We start from the raw sequence: 26,712 nt of genomic DNA, 5'->3' as shown, positions 1-26,712 counted from the left end.
AGAACTTTAGCAACAACGCCCGCGCCAACGGTACGGCCGCCTTCACGGATTGCGAAACGCAGACCGTCGTCCATCGCGATTGGGTGGATCAGAGTCACAACCATCTTGATGTTGTCGCCTGGCATTACCATCTCTACGCCTTCTGGCAGTTCGATGGTACCGGTCACGTCAGTTGTACGGAAGTAGAACTGTGGACGGTAGCCTTTGAAGAACGGAGTATGACGGCCGCCTTCGTCTTTGGACAGGATGTACACTTCAGATTCGAACTTGGTGTGTGGCTTGATTGAGCCTGGCTTCGCCAGAACCTGACCACGTTCGATTTCTTCACGTTTGATACCACGCAGCAGAACACCAACGTTCTCACCAGCACGGCCTTCGTCCAGCAGTTTGCGGAACATTTCAACGCCAGTACAGGTAGACTTCGCAGTCTCTTTGATACCAACGATTTCAACTTCTTCACCAACTTTGATGATACCGCGCTCTACACGACCGGTAACAACGGTACCACGACCGGAGATGGAGAATACGTCTTCGATTGGCAGCAGGAATGGCTTGTCAATCGCACGCTCTGGTTCTGGGATGTAAGAATCCAGGAAGCCAGCCAGTTCGATGATTTTCGCTTCCCACTCTGCTTCGCCTTCCAGCGCTTTCAGCGCGGAACCGCGAACGATTGGAGTGTCGTCGCCCGGGAAATCGTACTGAGACAGCAGTTCACGAACTTCCATCTCTACCAGTTCCAGCAGCTCTTCGTCATCAACCATGTCGCATTTGTTCAGGAACACGATGATGAAAGGAACGCCTACCTGACGACCCAGCAGGATGTGCTCACGAGTCTGAGGCATTGGGCCGTCAGTCGCAGCAACAACCAGGATCGCGCCGTCCATCTGCGCAGCACCGGTGATCATGTTTTTAACATAGTCGGCGTGGCCTGGGCAGTCTACGTGTGCGTAGTGGCGAGTCGGGGTGTCGTACTCAACGTGAGAGGTGTTGATGGTGATACCACGAGCTTTTTCTTCTGGCGCGTTATCGATCTGGTCGAATGCACGAGCAGAACCACCGTAGGTTTTAGCCAGAACGGTAGTGATTGCAGCGGTCAGGGTAGTTTTACCATGGTCAACGTGGCCGATAGTACCAACGTTGACGTGCGGTTTTGTACGTTCAAATTTTTCTTTAGACACGGCTATATTCCTTACTATAGTGCTCTCCCCTCTGGAGAGAGCACGGGACTTAGGTTTTAATCCTGTGGATTACTTACCACGGGCTTCAATAACGGCCTGAGCAACGTTGTTAGGCGCATCATCATACTTCAGGAATTCCATGGTGTATGATGCACGACCTTTGGTCAGAGAACGCAGCTGAGTTGCATATCCGAACATTTCAGACAGCGGAACTTCAGCGTGGATCTTAACGCCAGTTACTTCGGATTCCTGACCACGCAGCATACCGCGACGACGGCTCAAGTCACCGATAACGTCACCGGTGTTCTCTTCAGGAGTTTCTACTTCAACCTTCATGATTGGCTCAAGCAGAACTGGTTTTGCTTTCTTAAAGCCTTCTTTAAAGGCAATAGACGCAGCCAGTTTAAACGCCAGTTCAGAGGAGTCAACGTCGTGGTAAGAACCGAAGTGCAGACGGATACCCATGTCAACAACCGGATAGCCAGCCAGAGGGCCCGCTTTCAGCTGTTCCTGGATGCCTTTATCAACGGCTGGGATGTATTCGCCAGGAATTACACCACCTTTGATGTCGTTGATGAACTCGTAACCTTTCGGGTTAGAGCCCGGCTCCAGTGGGTACATGTCGATCACAACGTGACCGTACTGACCGCGACCACCAGACTGCTTAGCGTGTTTACCTTCAACATCGGTAACTTTCGCGCGAATCGCTTCGCGGTAAGCAACCTGAGGTTTACCCACGTTCGCTTCAACGTTGAATTCACGCTTCATACGGTCAACGATGATGTCCAGGTGCAGTTCACCCATACCAGCGATGATGGTCTGGTTAGATTCTTCATCAGTCCATACGCGGAATGATGGGTCTTCTTTCGCCAGACGGCCCAGAGCCAGACCCATTTTTTCCTGGTCAGCTTTGGTTTTTGGTTCAACCGCGATGGAGATTACCGGCTCAGGGAATTCCATACGCTCCAGAATGATCGGGTGATCCGGGTCACACAGGGTGTCACCAGTGGTCACGTCTTTCAGACCGATAGCTGCAGCGATGTCGCCCGCACGAACTTCTTTGATCTCTTCACGTTTGTTAGCGTGCATCTGTACGATACGGCCAAAACGTTCACGCGCCGCTTTCACGGAGTTCAGGATGGTGTCACCAGAGTTAACCACACCAGAGTAAACGCGGAAGAAGGTCAGGTTACCCACGAATGGGTCGGTAGCAATTTTGAACGCCAGTGCAGAGAACGGCTCGTCATCACTTGCGTGACGCTCAGCCGGAGTATCTTTACCGTCGTCCAGGATGCCGTTGATCGCAGGAACGTCAACCGGGGATGGCAGGTAGTCAACTACCGCATCCAGCATCGCCTGAACACCTTTGTTCTTGAACGCAGAACCACAGGTTACCAGGATGATTTCGTTGTTCAGAACGCGCTGACGCAGAGCTTTTTTGATCTCTTCTTCAGACAGTTCTTCACCACCCAGGTATTTCTCCATCAGCTCTTCAGAAGCTTCAGCAGCGGATTCGATCAGGTTCTGGTGCCATTCGTCAGCCAGGTCCTGCATCTCAGCCGGGATATCTTCGTATTCGAAGGTAACGCCCTGGTCTGCATCGTTCCAGTTGATGGCTTTCATTTTCACCAGGTCGATAACGCCGGTGAAGCCTTCTTCAGCACCAATTGCCAGCTGCAGCGGAACAGGGTTCGCGCCCAGACGGGTTTTGATCTGGCCAACAACTTTCAGGAAGTTAGCACCCATACGGTCCATTTTGTTAACGAACGCGATGCGTGGAACTTTATATTTGTTCGCCTGACGCCATACGGTTTCAGACTGTGGCTGAACACCACCAACTGCGCAATAAACCATTACCGCGCCGTCAAGAACACGCATGGAACGTTCTACTTCGATGGTGAAGTCAACGTGGCCCGGGGTGTCGATGATGTTTACGCGATGCGGTTCGTACTGCTTAGCCATACCTGACCAGAATGCAGTAGTCGCTGCGGAGGTGATGGTAATACCACGCTCCTGCTCCTGTTCCATCCAGTCCATGGTGGCTGCGCCGTCATGAACTTCACCGATTTTATGGTTTACACCGGTGTAGAACAGAATACGTTCGGTAGTAGTGGTCTTACCGGCGTCGATGTGCGCACTGATACCGATGTTACGGTAGCGTGCGATGGGTGTTGTACGAGCCATTTGATTCCTCGTTTGTTTCTTTAGGCGTTCAGTTAAGTTACCCAGAGCGGGCAGCTTCTCTGAAGCGCCCGCCTGGTGACTAATACTCCGAAGGGATTACCAACGGTAGTGTGCGAACGCCTTGTTGGCTTCTGCCATACGGTGAACGTCTTCACGTTTCTTAACTGCAGTACCTTTGTTTTCTGCAGCATCAGAAAGTTCGTTCGCCAGACGCAGAGCCATGGATTTATCACCGCGTTTACGAGCAGCTTCAACGATCCAACGCATTGCCAGGGCATTACGACGAACCGGACGAACTTCAACTGGAACCTGATAAGTAGAACCACCAACGCGGCGGGACTTAACTTCTACAGTTGGGCGAACGTTGTCGAGAGCGACTTCGAAAGCTTCCAGTTCATTTTTACCAGAACGCTGAGCCAGGGTCTCCAGCGCGCTGTATACGATTGCTTCTGCAGTAGATTTTTTACCATCTACCATCAGGATATTTACAAATTTTGCCAGCAGTTCTGATCCGAACTTCGGATCTGGAAGAATTTTACGCTGACCAATGACGCGACGACGTGGCATGGGAATACTCCGTTGTTAATTCAGGATTGTCCAAAACTCTACGAGTTTAGTTTGACATTAAGATAAATCAGTTTGGCCTTACTTAACGGAGAACCATTAAGCCTTAGGACGCTTCACGCCGTACTTGGAGCGAGCCTGCTTACGGTCTTTAACACCTGAGCAGTCCAGCGCACCACGAACGGTGTGGTAACGAACACCCGGAAGGTCTTTAACACGACCGCCACGGATCAGGATCACGGAGTGCTCCTGCAGGTTGTGACCTTCACCACCGATGTAGGAAGTCACTTCGAAACCGTTAGTCAAACGCACACGGCATACTTTACGCAGTGCGGAGTTTGGTTTTTTAGGAGTGGTGGTATATACACGAGTACATACGCCACGTTTCTGCGGGCAGGCTTCCAGCGCAGGCACGTTGCTTTTTGCAACTTTGCGTGCACGTGGTTTGCGTACCAGCTGGTTAACTGTTGCCATTAAATAGCTCCTGGTTTTAGCTTTTGCTTCGTAAACACGTAATAAAACGACCTCATACAATATGAGGACGCGAAATTTTAGGGCTACGTCGAAAAGGTGTCAAGAAATATACAGCGATCTCAAATCACCAGTTCATTTGACTGGCGTGCGTCACAGTAAGATTGACGAAATCAGTATAGCCAACCACGTCAATTTTGGCTGAAATTTGACCAGAAAGACCCCGCGCATCCAGATCGTCCTTCAGCGCTGAGACCGTTATGGGGGCATTCGTGAGAATTTCAACGAAACGGCCGCCTTCAAGCGCAGCGAGCACGCCATCCTGAATCAGTAGCAGATCGTCACCTTCGCGCAACATGCTCAACAGCGTGTCGATATCACATTGCCATGGTGAATGGCTGAGAATATGGAGCATGGAAGCCTCAGAAAGTCAGAATGGTGTCGTAGTGGGATAGTTGTTCACGCAGTGCTGCGGCAGGTAAGGTCGTCACATCCAGCACAAAAGGCGTCTTATCGCTTAAACCGCGCGCCGTTAAAGAGTCGGCACAGACATAGCAGGTTTCGATATCGTAAAGCGGCAGCACTTTGAAGGTGGCGATGTAGTCGCGCGCCAGAATGGCCTGCGGCTGTTGGCCGGCCAGAAGCTGAAGCACGCCGTCCCCCAGAAAGAAGACACCGATATCTTCTGTTAACGCCGATGTTGCAAGCAGCGCATCCAGGCCTTCGCGGCCAGAGGTGCTGCCATGCGGCGCAGAAGTAAAAACAAATGCCACACGCTTCATCAGAATTGCACCACTCTGTCGCAGGTTAACGTCGCCTGAGCCAATGCGCCCAGACCACTCAACGTAAAACCAGGCTGCAGGTTAGCGCCTGATAATCCCAGGCGCTCGGCTTCGGCTGCATCCGTCACGCCGCGACGCAACGCCGCCGCCACGCAGATATGCAGCTCAACGCCCTGCTTTTCATTTAACGCCTGCCAGGCGCGGACCAGATCAAATTCGTCGCTCGCTGGCGACGTAAACTGGTTCGCGTTATACACCCCTTCCCGATAGAAGAAGACGCTCGCCAGTTCGTGTCCGGCCGCCAGCAGCGCATGCGCAAACTGCAGCGCGCTGCTGGCCTGTTGAGTCCCATACGCCGGGCCCGTCACCATTAATGCAAAACGCATTACTTATCTTGCCCCACGAAATCGCCGCTTTTGAACTGACGGATGTAGAGGTAAACCGTATGCTTGGAGATGTTCAGACGATCGGCCACCTGGTTGATGGCATCTTTAATGTCGAAAATCCCTTTCTCGTAGAGATTGAGTACGATCTGGCGATTCTTGGCGTTGTTCGATACGTTGCGGTCAGCATTGACCTCTTCAATGGTGAACTCAAGCGTCTGCGTGACGAGATCTTCAACGGAGGAGGCAAAGTTAACAGAAGAGCCAACGTCTGGCGTTTCTGGCGGAATAAAGGTGCTCATGATCTGCGAGAATGGCACATCAAGGTTCATGTTGATGCACAGCAGCCCAATCACACGATGCTCGCGATTTCGAATCGCGATGGTTTCTGATTTCATCAGCACGCCGCTTTTGGCGCGGGTGAAATAACATTTTGAGACGCTGCTGTCCGCGCCGGTCATGTCATGCAACATACGCAATGCAAGGTCGGTAATTGGCGAACCAATTTTACGGCCGGTATGCTCACCATTAGCAATGCGGATGGCGGAACACTTCAGATCTTGCAGGGAGTGCAATACGATTTCGCAGTGGGAACCAATGAGCATCGCTAACCCGTCCACTACCGCTTCATAGGATTTCAGAATATCGAAGTCGGTCTGGTCAAAAGGACGTTGATCCAGCAAATCAAGTTCACTGGTTTCGTTGGTTAAAAGCGACCTGGACATGAAAAAAACACTCCTTTTCAGGAGCCTGTCGTTAGGTTTTCAGGGCAGGCTCATTATCTACACGGACAACTAAATTAATACAGCGTGCCTAACGCTTTCCAGTGTTAATTATATCTGCCCCACAATAAAAAACCGCCGCCTTAAAAGGCGGCGGTTTGCATCACATTACTTCTTAGTGTCTGTCGCAGCTTTCTGATCTGCCTGCGCTTCCGGTTTCGCATCCGCTTTCGGCGCTGGTTTGATGTCCAGCAGCTCTACGTCGAAGACCAGCGTGGAGTTAGCCGGGATACCCGGAACGCCAGTTTTGCCATAGGCCAGATCCGGTGGGATAACCAGCTTGATTTTGCCGCCTTTTTTGATGTTTTTCAGGCCTTCAGTCCAGCCTGGGATCACACCGTCAAGACGGAAGGAAAGAGGTTCACCACGGGTGTAAGAGTTGTCGAACTCTTTACCGTCGATCAGCGTACCTTTGTAGTTCACCACAACGGTGTCGCTGTCTTTAGGCGCATCACCGGTACCTTCTTTCTCAACTTTGTACACCAGACCAGTAGAAGAGGTTTTCACACCCTTCTCTTTAGCAAAGGTGTCGCGGTAGGCTTTGCCTTTCGCTTCGTTGTCTTTAGCGTCCGCTTCCATCTTGGTCTGAGCGGCACCCTTCACGCGCGCTTCGAACGCCTGCAGAGTCTGTTCGATTTCCTGGTCAGACAGTTTGCTCTTATCAGCAAAGGCGTCCTGAACACCCGCGATCAGCTGGGCTTTGTCCAGTTTGATGCCCAGTTTCTCTTGTTCTTTCAGAGAGTTTTCCATGTAGCGGCCCAGAGATGCGCCCAGTGCGTAGGCGGATTTCTGGTCGTCATTTTTGAACGCCGCTTTGCTGTCTGCAGTGGCAGCAGGCTTCGCAGCAGTATCAGCAGCGAATGACAGCGGCGCGTTCAGTGCAACAGCCATCGTCGTCGCCAGCAGCGTTACTTTAAACAGTGATTTCATCCATATCTCCAGGGCCTGGGGACTCTCACCCCAGCGTTAAACGTAAATGAGTGACGTACTATAAAACGTTGCGGAAGAAATCTACAGACAGACACTTCCAATTCTCGCCACTTTTCAGACTATTTTTGTTTAAATAAGTTTCTTGCCAACGGGATAGAGACTGCACTTAAGGATAAACTCAGTTAAACTGCGCCGCCGCTGGGCCAATATGGCGTATCAGATATAAACGAGGTGAATGATGAAGGACACAATGATAGAAGCGAGAATGGCTGAGCTGGAAAGCCGCCTGGCTTTTCAGGACATCACCATCGAAGAGCTTAACCAGACCGTGACCGCGCACGAACTCGAAATGGCGAAACTGCGGGATCATATGCGCCTGCTGACGGAAAAGCTGAAGGCGACGCAGCCGTCAAATATTGCCTCTCAGTCGGAAGAGACGCCACCACCTCATTATTGAGGCGTAAAAAAAGCGGGATTATCCCGCTTTTTTATTTTCCGCATGACGGAATTAGTGGCAACCGCAGCCGCCGTTGCCGCAACCACCTTTACCGTGGCCGTGGTCATGACCATGGTCGTGGCCGTGACCACCGCAGCAGCCGTCGTGGCCGTGATCGTGATCATGGTCGTGACCATGCGCACCGTGAACGTGGCCATGAGCCAGTTCTTCTTCGGTCGCTTCACGGATCGCAACAACTTCTACGTTGAACTTCAGGTTCTGGCCAGCCAGCATGTGGTTGCCGTCAACCACGACGTGGTCGTCTTCAACTTCAGTGATTTCAACAGGAACCGGACCCTGGTCAGTTTCAGCCAGGAAGCGCATGCCAACCTGCAGCTCGTCAACGCCCATGAACACGTCTTTAGGAACGCGCTGAACCAGGTTGTCATCATACTGACCGTAAGCGTCGTTAGCGCCTACAGCAACGTCGAATTTATCGCCAACTTCATGACCTTCCAGCGCAGTTTCCAGGCCGGAAATCAGGGAACCGTGACCATGCAGGTAGTCCAGCGGCGCACTCACCGGAGACTCATCAACCAACACACCGTCTTCTGTACGTACCTGATAGGCCAGGCTGACCACCAGGTCTTTTGCTACTTTCATGATATCTCCTGAGCGTGGGAAAATTGCTGGCGCAGATTGTAGCGGAAATCTGCACCCGTGTACCCTTAAGCTTAAAAAAACTCAGAGCATATCGCTAGTCTGGATGAAAAATGCCGATCACTTGCTCTTCTTTGCGAACGTGATCGCGTGCTTCTTTGTCGGCCTCACGCATCTGGTGACCGCACTTAACGCACTCAACTATATCAATATTATTTTCGCGCCACATGGCCAGCGTATCTTGAGCCTGGCAAGACGGGCACTTTGCACCCGCGATAAAGCGTTTACGTACAGCCATCTTTCGTTACCTTTTATTCAAATTCATCCCAGCCGTCGAGCTGGCGTCGTTCCTGTTGCATCTCTCGCTGAAAGATCTCCTCCAGCTCGCGCCGCGCTTCCCGCACGCGGGAGATCTGCGCCGTATCGGTATGCACAGGCATTAATTCGCGCAGCATGCGCATATCCAGCCGGCGGAAGTGCATCTGGGCGCGCTGCGCCTGGTGAGGATGCATCCCCAGGGAGATTAACGCCTTGCGCCCCAGTTCCAGCGCACTGGAGAACGTCTCACGGGAGAAGTGTTTCACACCTGCCTGCAACAATTCGTGAGCTTCAACACGCCCCCGGGCACGCGCCAGAATATTCAGGTGCGGAAAGTGCTGCTGACATAGCTCCACCAGCTTCATCGTATCTTCCGGATCGTTGCAGGTGATGACGATAGACTCCGCGGCTTCCGCCCCGGCCGAGCGCAAAAGCTCAAGCTGAGTGGCATCGCCGTAATAGACCTTGTAGCCATATTTGCGCATCAGGTTGACCGCGCTGATATCGCGCTCCAGCACCGTAATGCGCATTTTGTTCGCCATCAACAGGCGGCCAATCACCTGCCCGAAGCGGCCGAAGCCCACGACGATCACCTGCGGCTTATCGTCTTCTACCCACGGCGCTTCATCTTCATCGTCTGCCGGATTCAGGCGGCGCGACAGGAGTTTATCCACCATCTTCATCAGCAGAGGCGTGGTCATCATCGACAGCGTTACCGTCACCAGCAGCAGCGCCATCTGGTCATCTTTAAACAGCTTCTGGGAGGAGGCGGTGGAGAACAGCACAAACGCAAACTCGCCACCCTGGCTCAACACGCTGGCAAACTGCATGCGTTCCGAACTGCGCAACCCGTAGATACGCGCCATGACGTACAGCACCAGCATTTTCACCGCCACCAGGATCGCAACACTCACCGCAACCCAGAGCAGATGGGTATAAAGCACGCCAAGATTGAGCGCCATTCCCACCGAAATAAAGAACAGGCCTAACAGCAGCCCTTTGAAGGGATCGATGGCAATTTCCAGTTCGTGCCGATATTCACTCTCCGCCAGCAGCACGCCGGCAATAAAGGTGCCCAGCGCCATCGACAGCCCCAGCGCGTCCATAAACAGCGCCGAGCCGAGCACCAGCAGCAGCGTCGCGGCGGTAAACACCTCGCGCACGCCCGAGGCGGCAATAAAGCGGAACACCGGACGTAACAGGAAACGTCCGCCAATCAGCATGCCCGCGAAGGCCAGCACCTTCATGGAAATTTTTGCCCAGTCGAAGTGATCGTCGCCCGAGCCCGCCAGCAGCGGCACCAGCGCCAGCGCCGGGATCACCGCTAAATCCTGGAACAGCAGCACCGAAAAGCCCAGCTGTCCGGCCTCATTGCGGTTCATCCCCTTGTCGCGCATCAGCTGCAGCGCCATCGCCGTCGACGACATTGCGAGACCAATCCCGCCAATCACCGCCGCCTGCCAGGAAAAGTTGGTCAGCATTAACAGGCCAGCCAGAATCGCGGCGCTAAACAGCACCTGCGCGGCGCCCACGCCAAAGATAGAGCGTCGAAGCTGCCACAGCTTCGAGGGGTTCAGTTCGAGGCCGATGATGAACATCAGGAACACCACGCCGAGCTCCGAGAAGTGGAGAATTTCATCCACGTCGCTGATGAAACCCAGTCCCCATGGGCCAATGGCGATCCCCGCGAGCAAATACCCCAGCACCGCCCCGATGCCGATACGGGCGGCAAGCGGCACCGCGACGACGGCGGCAAATAAAAACAGCACCCCGGCGAGGAGTAAATTCGATCCTTCCATTAACGACCTCCTGCCGGAATCGGTGATGCCAGCCATTCGCCGTAGGCTCTGGCGTGGCTTGCGAGCGCTTTCGGGTCCTGACGCCGCGCCCAGTAAACAATAATCGGGCTCATCCAGTGCATGCGGCACATGGCCGCCGTCAGCTCGAATGGCCTCAGGATGTCGCTCATGGGGTAGCGGTTCAGCCCGTCGTGACGGTAAGCGCTTTCCGGCTCACCGGTGGTAATGACGCTCCGCCAGTACTTTCCCGCCAGCTGGTTGCCCCCCACCCCGCTGGAGAAGCCCCGGCTCAGCACGCGGTCCAGCCACTCTTTCAGCAGCGCCGGACAGCTGTAGGTATAAAGCGGATGCTGAAATACAATCACGTCATGCTGACGCAGCAGTTCCTGCTCGTAAGGAATATCGATAAAGAAATCAGGATAGTGCGCGTAGAGATCGTGCACCGTGACGTTACTGAGCTGTGTGGCCGGCTTAAGCAGCACCCGGTTCGCCACCGAGTCCTGAGATTCCGGATGGGCATACAGCAGCAGCACTTTCGCTGTCTGAGACATCACTCCCCTCCCGGTTCTGTTTTTGTGTATTGTTGTCGTTTTGGGCTACCATGGCGGCCCGGTGGGGAAAATGGCCCACACCTTACATTATCATAATGACAAATTAACATAGTCGGAACATACGGCGCTTCTATGATTGTTTTCTCCTCGTTACAAATTCGTCGCGGCGTGCGCGTCCTGCTGGATAACGCCACTGCTACCATCAACCCGGGCCAGAAAGTGGGTCTGGTCGGCAAAAACGGCTGCGGTAAATCCACCCTGCTGGCGCTGCTGAAAAACGAGATTAGCGCGGATGGTGGTAACTTTACCTTCCCGGGGAACTGGCAGCTCGCGTGGGTAAACCAGGAGACGCCAGCCCTGAGCGAACCGGCGCTCGACTATGTTATCGACGGAGATCGCGAGTACCGTAAGCTCGAAGCGGAACTCAACGCGGCCAACGAGCGCAACGACGGTCACGCCATCGCTACCGTTCACGGCAAGCTGGACGCCATCGACGCGTGGACCATTCGCTCCCGCGCCTCCAGCCTGCTGCACGGCCTGGGCTTTAGCAATGAACAGCTTGAACGCCCGGTAAGCGACTTCTCCGGCGGCTGGCGCATGCGCCTCAACCTGGCGCAGGCGCTGATCTGCCGCTCAGACCTGCTCCTGCTCGATGAACCGACCAACCACCTCGATCTCGATGCGGTTATTTGGCTGGAGAAGTGGCTCAAGAGCTATCAGGGCACTCTGATTCTCATCTCCCATGACCGCGACTTCCTCGACCCGGTGGTGGATAAAATCATTCATATCGAACAGCAAACCATGTTCGAGTACACCGGCAACTACAGCTCCTTTGAGCGCCAGCGCGCGACGCGCCTTGCCCAGCAGCAGTCGATGTATGAAAGCCAACAGCAGCGCGTGGCGCATCTGCAGAGCTTCGTGGATCGCTTCAAAGCTAAAGCGTCAAAAGCCAAGCAGGCCCAGAGCCGCATCAAGATGCTGGAACGCATGGAGATGATTGCCCCGGCACACGTGGATAACCCGTTCCACTTCAGCTTCCGCGCGCCGGAAAGCCTGCCGAACCCGTTGCTGAAGATGGAAAAGGTCAGCGCGGGTTATGGGGATCGCATCATCCTCGACTCAATCAAGCTTAACCTGGTGCCGGGTTCGCGCATTGGCCTGCTGGGGCGCAACGGCGCCGGTAAATCAACGTTAATTAAGCTGCTCGCGGGCGAGCTTAACCCAACCAGCGGTGAAATCGGCCTGGCGAAGGGCATTAAGCTTGGCTATTTCGCCCAGCATCAGCTGGAATTTTTACGCGCGGATGAATCGCCGATTCAGCATCTGGCGCGTCTTGCGCCGCAGGAAATGGAGCAGAAACTGCGCGACTACCTCGGCGGCTTCGGCTTCCAGGGCGATAAGGTGACCGAAAACACCGAGCGTTTCTCCGGCGGCGAAAAAGCCCGTCTGGTGCTGGCGCTGATCGTCTGGCAGAGACCCAACCTGCTGCTGCTCGATGAACCGACCAACCACCTGGATCTCGACATGCGTCAGGCGCTGACCGAAGCGCTGATTGAGTTCGAAGGCGCACTGGTTGTCGTGTCGCACGATCGCCACCTGATCCGCTCCACCACCGACGATCTCTACCTGGTACACGGCGGCAAAGTCGAACCGTTCGACGGCGATCTTGAAGACTACCAGCAGTGGCTGACGGACGTACAAAAGCAGGAAAACCAGCCGGAAGAGTCAGCGAAAGACAACGTCAACAGCGCACAGTCGCGTAAAGACCAGAAGCGCCGCGAAGCGGAACTGCGCACCCAGACCCAGCCGCTGCGTAAAGAGATTGCCCGTCTTGAAAAAGAGATGGAAAAGCTCAACGCCACGCTTGCCGCCGTCGAAGAGAAGCTGGGCGACAGCGACCTGTACGATCAGAGCCGTAAAGCGGAGCTAACGGATTGTCTGCAAACGCAGGCGAAAGCTAAATCCAGCCTCGAAGAGTGCGAAATGGCATGGCTGGATGCCCAGGAACAGCTGGAAGCGATGCTGCAGGCAGACTGAATTTTTACCCCGTTGTGCGAACGGAATCTATCTCTGGTTCGGAAATCCAGGCTAAACGGGGTACAATTCGGAAGGTATAGTGAATTTCTGACAAGAATCAGCATCGTCCTTATGACCCAAATCATTCCATCAGACTTCGACATTACAGCCGAAGACAGCACCGAGTTCGTGCCCATGCGCGGCGTGGCCAACTGCCATTTGCAGACCATGCTGCCGCGGCTGATCCGCCGCAAGGTCCAGTTCACTCCGCACTGGCAACGGCTCGATCTGCCGGACGGTGATTTTCTGGATCTCGCCTGGAGCGAAGCGCCGGAACAGGCTCTTCATAAGCCGCGTCTGGTGGTTTTTCACGGTTTAGAAGGCAGCCTGCACAGTCCGTATGCGCATGGGTTAATTGAGGCCGCCAAAGCGCGCGGCTGGCTCGGCGTGGTGATGCATTTTCGCGGCTGTAGCGGCGAGCCGAATCGTCAGAAACGCATTTATCACTCGGGTGAAACCGAAGATGGCACGTGGTTTCTGCACTGGCTGCGGGAAAATTATGGCGCCGCGCCAACGGCCGCCGTGGGCTACTCGCTGGGCGGTAATATGCTCGCCTGTCTGCTGGCCAAAGAGGGCGACAGCGTACCGCTGAATGCAGCAGTGATTGTCTCCGCACCGTTTATGCTGGAGCAGTGCAGCTACCACATGGAAAAAGGCTTTTCTCGCGTCTATCAGCGCTATCTGCTCAACCTGCTGAAAGCCAACGCGGCGCGAAAGCTGAAGGCCTATCCGGATACCCTGCCGGTAAGCCTGCGCCAGCTGAAAAAGGTACGCTGCATCCGTGAATTCGACGATCTGATCACCGCCAAAATTCACGGCTTCGCCGATGCTATCGACTATTACCGACAGTGCAGCGCCATGCCGCTGCTCAGCAAAATCACGCAGCCGACGCTGATTATTCACGCCAAAGATGACCCGTTCATGGATCATCACTCAATTCCCGCGCAGGAATTCCTGCCTGACAATGTTCACTACCAGCTGACCGAACATGGTGGCCACGTGGGGTTCATCGGCGGCACGCTGCGCAGGCCGAAAATGTGGCTGGAAGCGCGCATTCCTGACTGGCTGACTCCTTATCTGGATGGTGCAAAATGATCATTCCCTGGCAGGATCTGGCTCCCGAAACGCTCGATAATCTGATTGAAAGCTTTGTATTACGCGAAGGCACCGATTATGGTGAACATGAGCGTTCGCTTGAGCAAAAGGTCAACGATGTAAAACGCCAGCTGAAAAGCGGCGACGTGGTGCTGGTGTGGTCAGAACTGCATGAGACGGTCAATATCATGCCCCGCAACGCGTTTCACGGCTGATCTTCCAACCTTTTCCGTCAGGGAGTTGCTATGTCTGCCAGACATCCCATTATTGCCGTTACGGGGTCGAGTGGTGCGGGAACCACCACCACCAGCCTCGCTTTTCGCAAGATTTTCGCCCAGCTGAATCTCCGTTCGGCGGAGGTCGAAGGCGACAGCTTTCACCGCTATACGCGGCCTGAGATGGACATGGCGATCCGCAAGGCACGCGATTTGGGTAAACACATCAGCTACTTTGGCCCGGAAGCCAATGATTTCGGCCTGCTGGAGCAAACCTTCCGCGAATACGGTCAGAGCGGTACCGGGCAGTCCCGTAAGTATCTGCACACCTACGACGAAGCCGTACCCTGGAACCAGGTGCCGGGCACCTTTACCCCCTGGCAACCGCTGCCGGAACCCACCGACGTGCTGTTTTATGAAGGATTGCACGGCGGCGTTGTCACACCTCAGCACGACGTGGCGCGCCATGTGGATCTGCTGGTCGGGGTGGTGCCGATCGTTAACCTGGAGTGGATCCAGAAGCTGACGCGCGACATGAGCGAGCGCGGCCATTCGCGCGAGGCGGTAATGGACTCGGTGGTGCGCTCCATGGAAGATTACATCAACTATCTCACGCCGCAGTTCTCCCGCACGCACATTAACTTCCAGCGCGTGCCGACGGTGGACACTTCCAATCCGTTCGCGGCGAAAAGCATCCCGTCGTTGGATGAGAGCTTTGTGGTGATCCACTTCCGCAATCTTGAAGGCATTGATTACCCCTGGCTGCTGGCGATGCTGCAGGGCTCGTTTATTTCCCACATGAATACGTTAGTGGTTCCCGGTGGAAAAATGGGGCTGGCAATGGAGCTGATCATGACGCCGCTGGTGGAGCGACTGATGGAAGGGAAGCAGATCGCGTGAACATGTTCCCTCTCCCTGTGGGAGAGGGTTAGGGTGAGGGCATCAACACGCACGATGCCCCAATAATTAGGCCTCGATCACTTCATACGAATGGGTGATTTTTACCGCTTTCTCCAGCATTAACGCCACAGAGCAGTATTTCTCCGCAGAGAGATCCACCGCGCGTGAGACCGCCGCGTCTTTCAGTTCTTTCCCGGTGACAACAAAGTGCAGATTAATGTGGGTGAACAGGCGTGGCGCCTCTTCGCGACGCTCTGAGGTGAGTTTAACCTCGCAATCCGTCACGTCATGACGGCCTTTTTGCAGAATCGACACCACATCAATCGCGCTGCATCCGCCTACCGCCATCAGCACCATTTCCATTGGGCTTGGAGCTTTATCGCCGGAGTTACCATCCATCAAAATTTGGTGTCCTGATGCGGACTCGCCCAGGAACGTTAAACCTTCAACCCACTTCACGCGCGCTTGCATATTCATTAACTCCAACGTTGCATTTTTGGTGACAGATTACGCGTGCGTTACATTTCTCGCAATGGAAGGCGACCTGCATCATGCTGAAGCGAGACACCAGGAGACACGCGGCAAAAGCTATGCTAAAACACTCAGGATGCTACAGTAATACATTGACGTTACACATGTATGCAGAGGACATCAAACTTTACTGGCTGCGAAACGTTACGACAGCCGACTTCCCAGGGTATGGGTAAGAATTCGATTGCAACCCCAGAGTCCGGATGCATCTGATGACTCTGGTGACAGCTTATAACAGAGGATAACAGCGCATGGTGCTTGGCAAACCGCAAACAGACCCGACTCTCGAATGGTTCTTGTCTCATTGCCACATTCATAAGTACCCATCGAAGAGCACGCTGATTCACCAGGGTGAAAAAGCGGAAACGTTGTATTACATCGTCAAAGGCTCGGTGGCAGTGCTGATCAAAGATGAGGAAGGCAAAGAGATGATCCTTTCCTATCTGAACCAGGGCGATTTTATCGGTGAACTGGGCCTGTTTGAAGAAGGCCAGGAACGTAGCGCCTGGGTTCGTGCAAAGACAGCATGTGAAGTGGCTGAAATTTCTTATAAGAAATTCCGTCAGCTGATTCAGGTAAATCCTGACATCCTGATGCGTCTTTCTTCCCAGATGGCGCGCCGTCTGCAGGTGACGTCAGAGAAAGTGGGTAACCTCGCCTTCCTGGACGTGACTGGCCGTATTGCGCAGACTCTGCTGAACCTGGCGAAACAGCCAGACGCGATGACCCACCCGGACGGCATGCAAATTAAAATTACCCGTCAGGAAATCGGTCAGATCGTCGGTTGCTCCCGCGAAACGGTGGGCCGTATTCTGAAAATGCTGGAAGATCAAAACCTGATCTCCGCCCACGGTAAAACCATCGTGGTTTACGGAACCCGTTAATCCTGCCTAAACGGCGTGCCATCGCGAGGTGTCACGCCGTTTTTGTCTCTTTTCCCCATGTGGCGCAGGCTGATCTATCACCCGGAAGTTAACTACGCACTACGACAAACGCTGGTGCTGTGTCTTCCCGTGGCCGTGGGCCTGATCCTGGGACATCTTCAGCAGGGCCTGCTGTTTTCTCTCGTCCCCGCCTGCTGTAACATTGCCGGTCTGGACACGCCCCATAAACGCTTTTTCAAACGTCTGATAATTGGCGGCTCGCTGTTTGCTGGCTGTAGCCTCGCGGTGCAGCTTCTGCTGGCTCGTGATATTCCCCTGCCGCTGATCCTGACCGTGCTGGCGATGACCCTCGGCGTCACCGCCGAAATCAGCTCGCTCCATGCCCGTCTGCTTCCCGCGTCACTCATTGCGGCCATCTTCACCCTGAGCCTCGCCGGTAATATGCCCGTGTGGGAGCCGCTGCTGATCTACGCCCTCGGCACGCTGTGGTACGGGCTGTTTAACTGGTTCTGGTTCTGGCTGTGGCGGGAGCAGCCGCTGCGCGAATCTCTAAGCCTGCTCTACGTGCAGCTTGCGGATTACTGTGAAGCCAAATACACCCTGCTCACCCAGCATACGGATCCGGAGAAATCCTTACCGCCGTTGCTGACGCGCCAGCAAAAGGTGGTAGACCTGATAAGCCAGTGCTATCAGCAGCTGCATATGCTCGCCGCCAACAAGAACCACGAATATAAACGGCTGTTGCGCACCTTTCAGGTGGGGCTGGATCTTCAGGAGCATATCTCCGTTAGCCTTCACCACCCGCAGGAGGTGCAAAAGCTGGTTGAGCGCAGCCATGCCGAAGCGGTGATCCGCTGGAACGCGCAAACCGTCTCCGCGCGCCTGCGGGTGCTGGCCGATGATATTCTCTACCACCGCTACCCCACGCGCTTTAACATGGACAAACAGCTCGGCGCGCTGGAGAAAATCGCCCGTCAGCACCCGGATAACCCGGTCGGCCAGTTTGCCGCCTGGCACTTCAGCCGCATCGCCCGCGTGCTGCGCACCCAGCGCCCGCTTTATTCCCGTGACCTGATGGCGGATAAACAGAAACGTCTGCCGCTGCTGCCGGCGCTGAGAAGCTACCTGTCTCTGAAATCTTCCGCTCTGCGCAACGCTGCAAGGATTAGCGTCATGCTCAGTATCGCCAGCCTGATGGGCATGGCGCTCCACCTGCCGAAACCGTACTGGATCTTAATGACCGTGCTGTTTGTTACCCAGAACGGCTATGGCGCCACGCGGGTGCGCATTCTGCACCGGGCAGGCGGCACGATGGCGGGGCTGATTATTGCGGGCGTGACGCTGCATTTTCACGTGCCCGAAGGCTATACCCTGGCGGGCATGCTGGCGATCACCCTGGTAAGCTATCTAATCATTCGCAAAAACTACGGCTGGGCGATGGTGGGCTTTACGGTGACGGCGGTATATACCCTGCAGCTGCTGACGCTTAACGGCGAACAGTTCATCGTTGCCCGCCTGATCGACACGCTGATTGGCTGCCTGATCGCCTTTGGCGGCATGGTCTGGCTGTGGCCGCAGTGGCAGAGCGGGCTGCTGAGGCAGAACGCCCACGACGCGCTGGAGGCCGATCAGCAGGCCATTCGTCTGATCCTGAGCGACGATCCGCAGCCTTCCCCGCTGGCGTATCAGCGGATGAAGGTCAACCAGGCGCACAACGCCCTGTTTAACTCGCTCAACCAGGCGATGCAGGAGCCGGGCTTTAACTCACACTATCTTGCCGATATGAAGCTGTGGGTCACGCACAGCCAGTTTATCGTCGAGCACATTAACGCCATGACCACGCTGGCGCGCGAGCACACCATGCTGACGCCGGATCTGGCGCAGCGCTATTTGCAGTCCTGTGAAATTGTCCTGCAGCGGTGTCAGCAGCGTCTGGAGTATGACGCGCCGGGCGAGTCGGGGGATTCGAACATTCTGGAGGCACCGGAGACGCTGACCCACGGCCCGATGAGCACCCTGGAGCAGCATTTGCAGCGCGTGCTGGGACATCTGAACACCATGCACACCATTTCGTCGGTGGCATGGCGTCAGCGCCCGCATCACGGCATTTGGTTAACGCGGCGGTTAAAGCGAACCGAGTATTAGCCTTTTACGATCTTCTCGACCGCCGCGGCAAAGCGGGTTAACCCGTCGTCAATATCTTTCTCTTCCACCACCAGCGACGGCGCAAAGCGCATCACGTCCGGCCCGGCGTTGAGCACCATCACCCCTTCGCGAGCGGCGGCATGCAGGAAATCGCACGCGCGGCCTTTGTACCGCGGCTTAAGCTCCGCACCAATCAGCAGCCCCATGCCGCGGATCTCGCTGAACACGTCGTACTTATTGTTAATCTGCTGGAGATGCTGCACAAACAGCTCGCGCTTCGCGCTAACGCCGTTCAGCACCTCTGGCGTGTTGATGATGTCGAACGCGGCGCCCGCCACGGCGCTCGCCAGCGGGTTACCGCCGTAGGTTGAACCGTGAGAACCGACGTGGAACGCCGAGGCGATCTCCTGGGTCGTCAGGACCGCACTCACCGGAAAACCGCCGCCGAGCGCTTTCGCGCTGGTCAGAATATCCGGCGTCACGCCGTAGTGCATGTAGGCAAACAGCTCTCCGGTACGCCCCATCCCGCACTGCACTTCATCAAACACCAGCAGCGCCTGATGTTCGTCGCACAGTTCGCGCAGCCCTTTCAGGAATTCCGGGGTTGCCGCGGTCACGCCGCCTTCGCCCTGAATCGGCTCCACCACCACCGCGCAGGTGTGGTCGTCCATCACCGCTTTCACCGCGTGCAGATCGTTAAACGGCACGTGGATAATGTCGGCTGGTTTCGGACCGAAGCCGTCGGAATACTTCGGCTGGCCGCCAACGGAGACGGTAAAGAAAGAGCGTCCGTGGAAGGCGTTATGGAAGGCGATGATTTTAGTTTTGTACGGGCTGTGGCGCGTGGTGGCGTAGTAACGCGCCAGCTTAAAGGCGGTTTCGTTGGCTTCGGTGCCGGAGTTCATAAACAGCACGCGCTCGGCAAAGGTCGCATCAATGATCTTACGGCCCAGTCGCAGCGCAGGTTCGTTGGTGAACACGTTGCTGGTGTGCCACAGGGTTTCGCCCTGGGTTTTCAGCGCGTCCACCAGCGCAGGATGGCAGTGGCCCAGCGCCGTGACCGCAATACCGCCCGCGAAATCCACATACTCTTTGCCCTGCTGATCCCAGACGCGGCTGCCTTTCCCCTTCACCGGGATAAACTCAGCCGGTGCATAAATCGGCAGAATCACTTCATCGAATGTCGCGCGGGTAATTGCTGGTTGTTCAGTTGCCATGTCATGCCCATCCATTTTATGTCACATTCATTGTGAAAATATAATCACAAAATATGCATAAAAACTCACAACAAGGCAACAGATATTCAGCGATTGAGGAAATTTGCCAGCAGGGCGTGCCCCTGCTCGCTGAGGATACTTTCAGGGTGGAACTGGACGCCTTCGAGATCCCACTCGCGGTGGCGAATCCCCATGATCTCCTGCGTATCGCTCCAGGCGGTCACGTCAAAGCAGTCGGGCAGCGTCGGTGGGTCAATCACCAGCGAATGGTAGCGCGTCACGGTTAGCGGGTTATTCAGCCCGGTGAATACGCCCGTGCCGGTGTGGGTGACCGGCGAGGTTTTGCCGTGCATCACTTTCGCGGCACGCACGATGGTAGCCCCAAATGCCTGGGCAATCGCCTGATGACCGAGACAGACGCCCAGGATCGGCAGTCTGCCGGCATAGTGGTGAATAACCTCCAGAGAAATGCCCGATTCCGATGGCGTACACGGCCCCGGCGAAATGACGATTTTCTGCGGAGCCAGCGTCTCAATATCAGACAGGCTGAGTTCGTCGTTGCGGCGGACAACCACCTCTGCACCCAGTTCACAAAAATACTGGTAAAGGTTCCAGGTGAAGGAATCGTAGTTATCAATCAGCAGAATCATGGCGGCTCCCGAAAAAAATGCCGCCCTATTCTACTCAGATTCCCGCGCTTCGCTCACTACTTTGGCAAAGATAGCGCTCAGCGCGGTCAAATCGCCCGTGGCACCGCTTCGGTTCGCCGCCACCCACTGCTCGGGATCAATATCCCGCCAGTCCAGCGCGTAATTCGCGTGGATGGCCAGCTGCTCAAAGAAGACGCGCTGAGCAATGCCATTACCGCGCATAAAGGGATGCAGCATATTGATTTCACAGTAGTAATGGCTCACTTTTTCAACAAACGCCGCTTTTTCAAGACCCACAAGATACTTATCACTTTCCAGCGCCGCCATCAGTTCGTTACCCATCGTCTCGATGTACTCAAAATGGCAGAAGGGAATGTCACCCTTAAAAATATCGTCGGTACGGAATTCGCCTGCCTGCTTCATCTCTCTGTGATACAGATGGCGATGAATGAGGCACAGATGCGGTAGCCCGGGTGCTGAGGGCCCAAGCTCCAGCGTCTCAATGCCGGGCTCTGAAGGACCATTACCTTTTTCAAGGAGACAACTGGCCTGAAAATTGACGTTACGCTGTTGCTCCCAGAGACGGGATTTTTGCTTATCGGTGAGTTTTTTCACTTAACGCCTCCCTGAATAGTCCGTTTGCCACAAGTATAAGCAGCAAAACGCGCTTTCGCAGGGAGGGGTCACAACACGGGCGAGGATCGCCCATGTCAAAGAGGATTACGGCAGAACTTTTGCAGAGATGATAACGACAGGTTTAGACGGCACATTCTGGTATGGACCGACATCGTGGGTCTGAACCTGAGAGATTTTGTCCGCCACGTCCATCCCTTTCACAATTTTACCGAAGACCGCATAGCCGAAGTCGCGCTGGCCGTGGTCGAGGAAAGCGTTATCCGCCACGTTGAGGAAGAACTGGCTGGTGGCGCTGTCTTTATCCGCCGTGCGCGCCATGGAGATGGTGCCGCGCTTGTTCAGCAGGCCGTTGTCCGCTTCGTTTTTGATGGGTGGGTTAGGCTGTTTCTGCTGCATCTGCTCGTTGAAGCCGCCGCCCTGAATCATAAAGCCAGGGATCACGCGGTGGAAGGTGGTGTTGTTATAGAAACCACTGTTCACATAGTCGAGGAAGTTTTTCACAGAAACCGGAGCTTTCTGGCTATTTAGTTCCAGCTCAATGTTCCCGGCAGAGGTGGTCAGCAGAACGTGAGGGTCCCCTTTGGCTGCCAGCGCAGCAGGGGAAACGGCAGAAAGAGCAAACACAGCTGCGACAGCCGCCAGTGTTGATTTGAGCATGAGAATTCCTTAACAAAGCGCAGTATAAAAAGCGAATGGCTTGATTCTAAAGAGCAGTATGAACCGAGACCAGCCTTTTACCTAATTTTACGAAATTGAAACAATTATTACTGCGCAAACGATTGGTTATACCGCCATTTAGTGTGACTTAGATCACACTAAAACCTGCAATGGCATATTCATTTCCCTTAAAAGATAGGAATAGATCACTTTAGCGACTAAAATCTGCCCGCTCTCAGCGCCCTCCCGGCGCTTTTCTTTTTCTGAACAGGCCAGACATGACTAACAGCAATCGCATCAAGCTCACATGGATAAGCTTCTTCTCCTACGCCCTGACCGGCGCGTTGGTGATCGTCACCGGGATGGTGATGGGAAATATCGCAGACTACTTCCAGCTGCCCGTTTCCAGCATGAGTAACACCTTCACCTTCCTCAACGCGGGGATCCTGATCTCAATTTTCCTGAATGCCTGGCTGATGGAAATCGTCCCGCTGAAAACCCAGCTGCGCTTCGGCTTCGTGCTGATGGTTGCCGCCGTGGCGGGCCTGATGTTGAGCCACAGCATCGCCCTGTTCTCCGCCGCCATGTTCGTGCTGGGCCTGGTCAGCGGGATCACGATGTCGATCGGTACGTTCCTTATTACGCACATGTATGAAGGCCGCCAGCGCGGCGCGCGCCTGCTGTTTACCGACTCCTTCTTCAGCATGGCCGGGATGATTTTCCCGATGGTCGCCGCGTATCTGCTCGCGCGCAGCATTGAATGGTACTGGGTATACGCCTGTATCGGTCTGGTCTATGTCGCGATCTTCATTCTGACCTTCGGCTGTGACTTCCCGGTGCTGGGCAAAAAAGCGCAGACCACCTCAGAGCCGGTGGCGAAGGAAAAATGGGGTATCGGCGTGCTGTTCCTCTCCATTGCCGCCCTGTGCTACATCCTTGGTCAGTTGGGCTTTATCTCGTGGGTACCTGAATACGCCAAAGGTCTGGGCATGAGCCTGAACGACGCGGGCAAACTGGTGAGCGATTTCTGGATGTCTTACATGTTCGGCATGTGGGCCTTTAGCTTCATCCTGCGCTTCTTCGACCTGCAACGTATTCTGACCGTCCTGGCGGGTCTGGCGACCGTGCTGATGTATCTGTTCATCAACGGTGCCCCGGAGCATATGCCATGGTTCATCCTGACCCTGGGCTTCTTCTCCAGCGCGATTTACACCTCAATCATCACCCTGGGCTCCCTGCAGACCAAAGTGGCTTCGCCAAAACTGGTGAACTTCGTGCTGACCTGCGGCACCATCGGCACCATGCTGACCTTCGTGGTCACGGGCCCGATTGTGGCGCACAGCGGCCCGCTGGCCGCGCTGCACACCGCTAACGGTCTGTATGCCGTGGTATTTATCATGTGTTTCATTCTGGGCTTCGTGACCCGTCACCGCCAGCACAATACGGCAACGGCTACCCACTAATCGTCAAAACCCCTTTGCGTTCTGCAAAGGGGTTTTACACTGCTTACCCGCTCTGACTGCCGATTCGTAAAAACCCCGTCAAATTTGTGCGAAAAACAAGCAAGCACAAAAATCAAACAATATCCGTTACTTATAAAAAACCTGACAAATCATAGATATACCCACTAAGGGGTAGGTGAAGGCGTATTTGATTTGCATCAATAAGTGCCCCTGCTGAATCGTTAAGGTAGGCAGTAATAGAAAAGAAATCGAGGCAAAAATGAGCAAAGTCAGACTCGCTATCATCGGTAACGGCATGGTCGGCCACCGCTTTATTGAGGATCTTCTCGATAAAGCCGATGCTGACCAGTTCGATATTACCGTGTTCTGTGAAGAACCCCGCAAGGCGTACGACCGTGTGCACTTGTCTTCCTACTTCTCTCACCATACCGCCGAAGAGCTCTCTCTGGTGCGCGAAGGTTTCTACGAGAAGCATGGCGTAAAAGTGCTGGTGGGCGAACGCGCTATCACCATCAACCGTCAGGAGAAAGTGATCCACTCCAGCGCCGGGCGTACGGTTTTTTACGATAAGCTGATCATGGCGACTGGCTCGTATCCGTGGATCCCGCCGATTAAAGGGTCGGAAACCCAGGATTGCTTCGTTTACCGTACCATTGAAGACCTCAACGCCATTGAATCCTGCGCACGTCGAAGCAAACGCGGTGCGGTTGTTGGCGGTGGCCTGCTGGGCCTGGAAGCAGCAGGCGCGCTGAAAAACCTCGGCGTTGAAACCCACGTTATCGAATTTGCCCCGATGCTGATGGCGGAACAGCTGGACCACATGGGCGGCGACCAGCTGCGTCGTAAAATCGAAAGCATGGGTGTGAAGGTTCACACCAGCAAGAACACCAAAGAGATCGTACAGGAAGGCACAGAGGCGCGTAAAACCATGCGCTTTGCCGACGGCAGCGAGCTGGAAGTGGACTTCATCGTCTTCTCCACCGGTATTCGTCCGCGCGACAAGCTCGCCACGCAGTGCGGCCTGGCGGTAGCGCAGCGCGGCGGGATCATGATTAACGATACCTGCCAGACCTCCGATCCGGATATCTACGCCATCGGCGAGTGCGCCAGCTGGAATAACCGGGTATACGGTCTGGTGGCGCCAGGATACAAAATGGCGCAGGTCGCCGTGGACCATATCCTCGGCAGCGAAAACGCCTTCACCGGCGCAGACATGAGCGCGAAGCTGAAGCTGCTGGGCGTGGACGTAGGCGGTATCGGCGATGCGCATGGCCGCACCCCGAACTCCCGCAGCTACGTCTATCTGGACGAAAGCAAAGAGGTCTACAAACGCCTTATCGTCAGCCAGGACAACAAAACCCTGCTCGGTGCGGTGCTGGTGGGCGATACCAGCGACTTCGGTAACCTGCTCCAGCTGGTGCTGAACGCCATTGAGCTGCCGGAAAACCCGGACGCGCTGATCCTGCCGGCGCACGCCTCCAGCGGTAAACCATCTATCGGCGTAGATAAACTGCCGGACAGCGCGCAGATTTGCTCCTGCTTCGACGTCACCAAAGGCATGCTGATCTCCGCCATCAACAAAGGCTGCCACACCGTTGCGGCGCTGAAGGCCGAAACCAAAGCCGGTACCGGCTGCGGCGGCTGTATTCCACTGGTGACTCAGGTGCTGAACGCTGAACTGGCGAAACAGGGCATCGAAGTGAACAACAACCTGTGCGAGCACTTCGCCTACTCTCGCCAGGAGCTGTACCATCTGATCCGCGTGGAAGGCATCAAGTCCTTCGACGAACTGCTGGAGAAACACGGCCAGGGTTACGGCTGTGAAGTGTGTAAGCCGACCGTCGGTTCCCTGCTCGCGTCCTGCTGGAATGAGTACGTGCTCAAACCAGAACACACGCCGCTGCAGGACACCAACGATAACTTCCTGGCGAACATCCAGAAAGACGGTACTTACTCCGTCATTCCGCGTTCCGCCGGTGGCGAAATCACCCCGGAAGGGCTGGTCGCCGTGGGCCGTATCGCCCGTGAGTTTAATCTGTACACCAAAATCACCGGTTCCCAGCGTATCGGCCTGTTTGGTGCGCAGAAAGACGATCTCCCGGAAATATGGCGTCAGCTGATTGAGGCGGGCTTCGAAACCGGTCACGCGTATGCCAAAGCGCTGCGCATGGCGAAAACCTGCGTGGGCAGCACCTGGTGCCGCTACGGCGTAGGCGACAGCGTGGGCTTCGGCGTCGAGCTGGAAAACCGCTACAAAGGCATCCGTACTCCGCACAAAATGAAGTTCGGCGTCTCCGGCTGTACCCGTGAATGTGCGGAAGCGCAGGGTAAAGACGTAGGGATCATCGCCACCGAGAAAGGCTGGAACCTGTACGTGTGCGGCAATGGCGGGATGAAGCCTCGCCACGCGGATCTGCTGGCGGCGGATCTCGATCGCGATACGCTGATCAAGTATCTCGACCGCTTCATGATGTTCTACATTCGTACCGCCGATAAGCTGACCCGTACCGCGTCCTGGCTGGATAATCTCGAAGGCGGTATCGACTACCTGAAGTCGGTCATCATTGATGACAAGCTGGGTCTGAACGAACAGCTGGAATCCGAGATGGCTCGCCTGCGCGAGGCGGTGATCTGCGAGTGGACCGAAACCGTCAACACCCCGGCGGCGCAGACGCGCTTCAAACACTTTATCAACAGCACCCAGCGCGACCCGAACGTGCAGGTGGTGCCGGAGCGCGAACAGCATCGTCCTGCAACCCCGTATGAACGCATTCCGGTGATGCTGGTGGAGGAAAACGCATGAGCCAGTGGGTAAACATCTGCAACATTAACGACATTCTGCCAGCAACCGGCGTCTGTGCTTTGCTGGGTAACGAGCAGGTAGCTATTTTCCGCCCTCGCCACGATGAACAGGTCTTTGCCATCAGCAATATCGATCCGTTCTTTGAGGCCAGCGTGCTCTCCCGCGGTCTGATTGCTGAACACCAGGGTGAGCTGTGGGTCGCCAGCCCGCTGAAAAAGCAGCGTTTCCGCTTAACCGACGGGCACTGCATGGAAGATGAAAGCTTCTCGGTGAAGCACTACGACGCCCGCGTGAAGGACGGCAAGGTGCAGCTCAAAGCGTAACCCTCAGCCTTTCCAATAGGAAAGGCTTATGACCCCTTATGGGTAACGGCAGGAAAAACCGTATGTTCTGTACGATTCC

28 protein-coding genes are annotated in these 26,712 nt (G+C 55.1%); 10 read left to right on the top strand and 18 right to left on the bottom strand.

Translation table 11 applies throughout. The features are described 5' to 3' along the window. From tuf to fkpA, 9 genes are all read right to left on the bottom strand, one after another. Positions 1–1,178: elongation factor Tu (gene tuf, locus ACTJI7_RS22360; RefSeq protein ID WP_048957925.1), on the bottom strand; the 1,178-nt coding region annotated here is incomplete at its 3' end. A 69-nt stretch (positions 1,179–1,247) separates the two neighbouring features. Next, positions 1,248–3,362, bottom strand: coding sequence for an elongation factor G (fusA, locus tag ACTJI7_RS22355; protein WP_028014637.1), 2,115 nt, complete (start codon positions 3,360–3,362; stop codon positions 1,248–1,250). Between the two features lie 96 nt (positions 3,363–3,458). Then, a complete protein-coding gene (gene rpsG, locus ACTJI7_RS22350) occupies positions 3,459–3,929 on the bottom strand; it encodes a 30S ribosomal protein S7 (protein WP_003861706.1) in 471 nt (156 codons plus the stop codon). Between the two features lie 96 nt (positions 3,930–4,025). Then, positions 4,026–4,400, bottom strand: coding sequence for a 30S ribosomal protein S12 (gene rpsL, locus ACTJI7_RS22345; RefSeq protein WP_000246815.1), 375 nt, complete (start codon positions 4,398–4,400; stop codon positions 4,026–4,028). A gap of 124 nt (positions 4,401–4,524) precedes the next feature. Continuing rightward, complete coding sequence (tusB, locus tag ACTJI7_RS22340; RefSeq protein WP_041911943.1) at positions 4,525–4,812, bottom strand: sulfurtransferase complex subunit TusB; 288 nt, start codon at positions 4,810–4,812, stop codon at positions 4,525–4,527. 7 nt (positions 4,813–4,819) lie between these two features. Next, positions 4,820–5,179 carry a sulfurtransferase complex subunit TusC gene (tusC, locus tag ACTJI7_RS22335; RefSeq protein ID WP_028014639.1) on the bottom strand — a complete coding sequence of 120 codons (360 nt, stop codon included), beginning with the start codon at positions 5,177–5,179 and terminating at the stop codon, positions 4,820–4,822. Next, positions 5,179–5,565 carry a sulfurtransferase complex subunit TusD gene (gene tusD, locus ACTJI7_RS22330; protein ID WP_063155644.1) on the bottom strand — a complete coding sequence of 129 codons (387 nt, stop codon included), beginning with the start codon at positions 5,563–5,565 and terminating at the stop codon, positions 5,179–5,181. Before tusD ends, tusC begins: the two co-directional genes overlap by 1 nt. Further along, positions 5,565–6,287 (bottom strand): helix-turn-helix transcriptional regulator, encoded by a 723-nt coding sequence (locus tag ACTJI7_RS22325; RefSeq protein ID WP_014885489.1) that lies wholly within the window; start codon positions 6,285–6,287, stop codon positions 5,565–5,567. Before ACTJI7_RS22325 ends, tusD begins: the two co-directional genes overlap by 1 nt. Before the next feature lie 165 nt (positions 6,288–6,452). Continuing rightward, positions 6,453–7,274, bottom strand: coding sequence for an FKBP-type peptidyl-prolyl cis-trans isomerase (fkpA, locus tag ACTJI7_RS22320; protein WP_047027061.1), 822 nt, complete (start codon positions 7,272–7,274; stop codon positions 6,453–6,455). Positions 7,275–7,512: 238 nt separating this feature from the next. Between fkpA and ACTJI7_RS22315 the strand changes: the two genes are divergently transcribed. Continuing rightward, positions 7,513–7,731 (top strand): protein SlyX, encoded by a 219-nt coding sequence (locus ACTJI7_RS22315; protein WP_028014642.1) that lies wholly within the window; start codon positions 7,513–7,515, stop codon positions 7,729–7,731. Positions 7,732–7,782: 51 nt separating this feature from the next. Here the strand turns inward: ACTJI7_RS22315 and slyD are convergent, their stop codons facing one another. The 4 genes from slyD to kefG all read right to left on the bottom strand — a co-directional run bounded on the left by slyD (position 7,783) and on the right by kefG (position 11,038). Further along, entirely contained in the window at positions 7,783–8,373 is a 591-nt protein-coding gene (slyD, locus tag ACTJI7_RS22310) for a peptidylprolyl isomerase (protein ID WP_003861691.1), read from the bottom strand. Positions 8,374–8,467: 94 nt separating this feature from the next. After that, positions 8,468–8,668 (bottom strand): YheV family putative zinc ribbon protein, encoded by a 201-nt coding sequence (locus ACTJI7_RS22305; RefSeq protein WP_003861689.1) that lies wholly within the window; start codon positions 8,666–8,668, stop codon positions 8,468–8,470. Between the two features lie 13 nt (positions 8,669–8,681). Further along, positions 8,682–10,487, bottom strand: a complete 1,806-nt coding sequence (gene kefB / locus ACTJI7_RS22300) for a glutathione-regulated potassium-efflux system protein KefB (protein WP_047362518.1) — start codon at positions 10,485–10,487, stop codon at positions 8,682–8,684. Next, positions 10,487–11,038: a glutathione-regulated potassium-efflux system ancillary protein KefG gene (gene kefG / locus ACTJI7_RS22295; protein WP_006812200.1), complete on the bottom strand. Its 552-nt coding sequence runs from the start codon at positions 11,036–11,038 to the stop codon at positions 10,487–10,489. Before kefG ends, kefB begins: the two co-directional genes overlap by 1 nt. A 132-nt stretch (positions 11,039–11,170) precedes the next feature. On the opposite strand from kefG, the gene ACTJI7_RS22290 reads away from it, so the two are divergent. The 4 genes from ACTJI7_RS22290 to ACTJI7_RS22275 all read left to right on the top strand — a co-directional run bounded on the left by ACTJI7_RS22290 (position 11,171) and on the right by ACTJI7_RS22275 (position 15,324). Further along, positions 11,171–13,075: an ABC transporter ATP-binding protein gene (locus tag ACTJI7_RS22290; RefSeq protein WP_028014644.1), complete on the top strand. Its 1,905-nt coding sequence runs from the start codon at positions 11,171–11,173 to the stop codon at positions 13,073–13,075. 111 nt (positions 13,076–13,186) lie between these two features. Next, positions 13,187–14,209 carry a hydrolase gene (locus ACTJI7_RS22285; protein WP_063155645.1) on the top strand — a complete coding sequence of 341 codons (1,023 nt, stop codon included), beginning with the start codon at positions 13,187–13,189 and terminating at the stop codon, positions 14,207–14,209. Then, positions 14,206–14,424, top strand: a complete 219-nt coding sequence (locus ACTJI7_RS22280) for a YheU family protein (protein ID WP_013099053.1) — start codon at positions 14,206–14,208, stop codon at positions 14,422–14,424. Before ACTJI7_RS22285 ends, ACTJI7_RS22280 begins: the two co-directional genes overlap by 4 nt. Before the next feature lie 30 nt (positions 14,425–14,454). Continuing rightward, positions 14,455–15,324 (top strand): phosphoribulokinase, encoded by an 870-nt coding sequence (locus ACTJI7_RS22275; protein WP_028014646.1) that lies wholly within the window; start codon positions 14,455–14,457, stop codon positions 15,322–15,324. Positions 15,325–15,390: 66 nt separating this feature from the next. Here the strand turns inward: ACTJI7_RS22275 and ACTJI7_RS22270 are convergent, their stop codons facing one another. After that, the gene (locus ACTJI7_RS22270) at positions 15,391–15,795 is read right to left on the bottom strand and encodes an OsmC family protein (RefSeq protein ID WP_039024075.1); all 405 of its coding nucleotides are present in this window, start codon (positions 15,793–15,795) and stop codon (positions 15,391–15,393) included. Between the two features lie 311 nt (positions 15,796–16,106). On the opposite strand from ACTJI7_RS22270, the gene crp reads away from it, so the two are divergent. Further along, positions 16,107–16,739, top strand: coding sequence for a cAMP-activated global transcriptional regulator CRP (gene crp, locus ACTJI7_RS22265; protein WP_000242758.1), 633 nt, complete (start codon positions 16,107–16,109; stop codon positions 16,737–16,739). A 57-nt stretch (positions 16,740–16,796) separates the two neighbouring features. Further along, a complete protein-coding gene (locus ACTJI7_RS22260) occupies positions 16,797–18,884 on the top strand; it encodes a YccS/YhfK family putative transporter (RefSeq protein ID WP_440671040.1) in 2,088 nt (695 codons plus the stop codon). Here the strand turns inward: ACTJI7_RS22260 and argD are convergent. The 4 genes from argD to ppiA all read right to left on the bottom strand — a co-directional run bounded on the left by argD (position 18,881) and on the right by ppiA (position 22,044). Further along, on the bottom strand, positions 18,881–20,101 hold the full coding sequence (argD, locus tag ACTJI7_RS22255; protein WP_440671034.1) for a bifunctional acetylornithine/succinyldiaminopimelate transaminase: 1,221 nt from the start codon (positions 20,099–20,101) through the stop codon (positions 18,881–18,883). The two genes, ACTJI7_RS22260 and argD, sit on opposite strands and share 4 nt — an antisense overlap. A gap of 86 nt (positions 20,102–20,187) precedes the next feature. Then, complete coding sequence (pabA, locus tag ACTJI7_RS22250) at positions 20,188–20,751, bottom strand: aminodeoxychorismate synthase component 2 (protein ID WP_028014649.1); 564 nt, start codon at positions 20,749–20,751, stop codon at positions 20,188–20,190. 30 nt (positions 20,752–20,781) lie between these two features. Beyond that, positions 20,782–21,366, bottom strand: a complete 585-nt coding sequence (locus ACTJI7_RS22245) for a putative adenosine monophosphate-protein transferase Fic (RefSeq protein ID WP_028014650.1) — start codon at positions 21,364–21,366, stop codon at positions 20,782–20,784. A gap of 105 nt (positions 21,367–21,471) precedes the next feature. Continuing rightward, complete coding sequence (gene ppiA / locus ACTJI7_RS22240; RefSeq protein WP_041911929.1) at positions 21,472–22,044, bottom strand: peptidylprolyl isomerase A; 573 nt, start codon at positions 22,042–22,044, stop codon at positions 21,472–21,474. A 278-nt stretch (positions 22,045–22,322) separates the two neighbouring features. Between ppiA and tsgA the strand changes: the two genes are divergently transcribed. From tsgA to nirD, 3 genes are all read left to right on the top strand, one after another. Beyond that, the gene (tsgA, locus tag ACTJI7_RS22235; protein WP_045259345.1) at positions 22,323–23,507 is read left to right on the top strand and encodes an MFS transporter TsgA; all 1,185 of its coding nucleotides are present in this window, start codon (positions 22,323–22,325) and stop codon (positions 23,505–23,507) included. A 259-nt stretch (positions 23,508–23,766) separates the two neighbouring features. Then, positions 23,767–26,310, top strand: a complete 2,544-nt coding sequence (gene nirB / locus ACTJI7_RS22230; RefSeq protein ID WP_041911927.1) for a nitrite reductase large subunit NirB — start codon at positions 23,767–23,769, stop codon at positions 26,308–26,310. Next, the gene (gene nirD / locus ACTJI7_RS22225; RefSeq protein ID WP_045259347.1) at positions 26,307–26,633 is read left to right on the top strand and encodes a nitrite reductase small subunit NirD; all 327 of its coding nucleotides are present in this window, start codon (positions 26,307–26,309) and stop codon (positions 26,631–26,633) included. The genes nirB and nirD overlap by 4 nt, the downstream gene beginning before the upstream one ends. The last annotated feature ends 79 nt before the right edge of the window (positions 26,634–26,712 follow it).

Source organism: Enterobacter sp. 22499, from assembly GCF_052044815.1.
Lineage (GTDB): Bacteria > Pseudomonadota > Gammaproteobacteria > Enterobacterales > Enterobacteriaceae > Enterobacter > Enterobacter bugandensis.
This window is presented reverse-complemented; position numbering and strand designations above follow the sequence as displayed.